Source organism: Mesorhizobium sp. M7A.F.Ca.US.006.04.2.1 (genome assembly GCF_004022915.1).
In the GTDB taxonomy this organism is placed as follows: Bacteria; Pseudomonadota; Alphaproteobacteria; order Rhizobiales; family Rhizobiaceae; genus Mesorhizobium; species Mesorhizobium ciceri.
This window is the reverse complement of record NZ_RZQA01001650.1, coordinates 1-456: the sequence shown is the minus strand read 5'-3', so window position 1 is coordinate 456 and position 456 is coordinate 1. Positions and strand designations below refer to the sequence as shown.

The following is a 456-nucleotide window of genomic DNA, read 5'->3' as shown; positions in this document are numbered from 1 at the left end:
CTGGAAGATCGATCCGGAGCCGACGATCGGGCCGAAGACCGACGAGGCGCGTTTCCGCGCCTATGGCGACAAGGGCGTTCTGGCGCTGATCTGCGATTCGACCAATGCGCTGCGCGAAGGCGAGTCGCCTTCGGAAGTGGCTGTGGGCGAGGGCCTCAAGGGCGTCATCCAGGCTGCCAAGGGCCGCGTCGCCGTCACTACGTTCTCCTCCAATGTCGGACGCATCGTCTCGATCGCCAAAGCGGCCCGCGATGCCGGACGCCAGTGCCTGGTGCTTGGCCGTTCGCTGAAGCGGGTCATCGATGTGGCCGGCGAACTTGGCTACATGGACGGTCTGCCGGAGTTCATCGCCGAGGAGGATTTTGGTTTCATCCCGCGCGAAAACCTGGTCATCATCTGCACCGGCAGCCAGGGCGAGCCGCTGGCCGCACTGGCCAAGCTGTCGCGCGAAGAGAT

1 protein-coding gene is annotated in these 456 nt (G+C 64.9%); it reads left to right on the top strand.

The annotated features are described in order from the left end of the window. A partial coding sequence (locus EN925_RS39225; protein ID WP_164894858.1) for a ribonuclease J occupies positions 1–456 on the top strand: 456 nt, incomplete at both ends.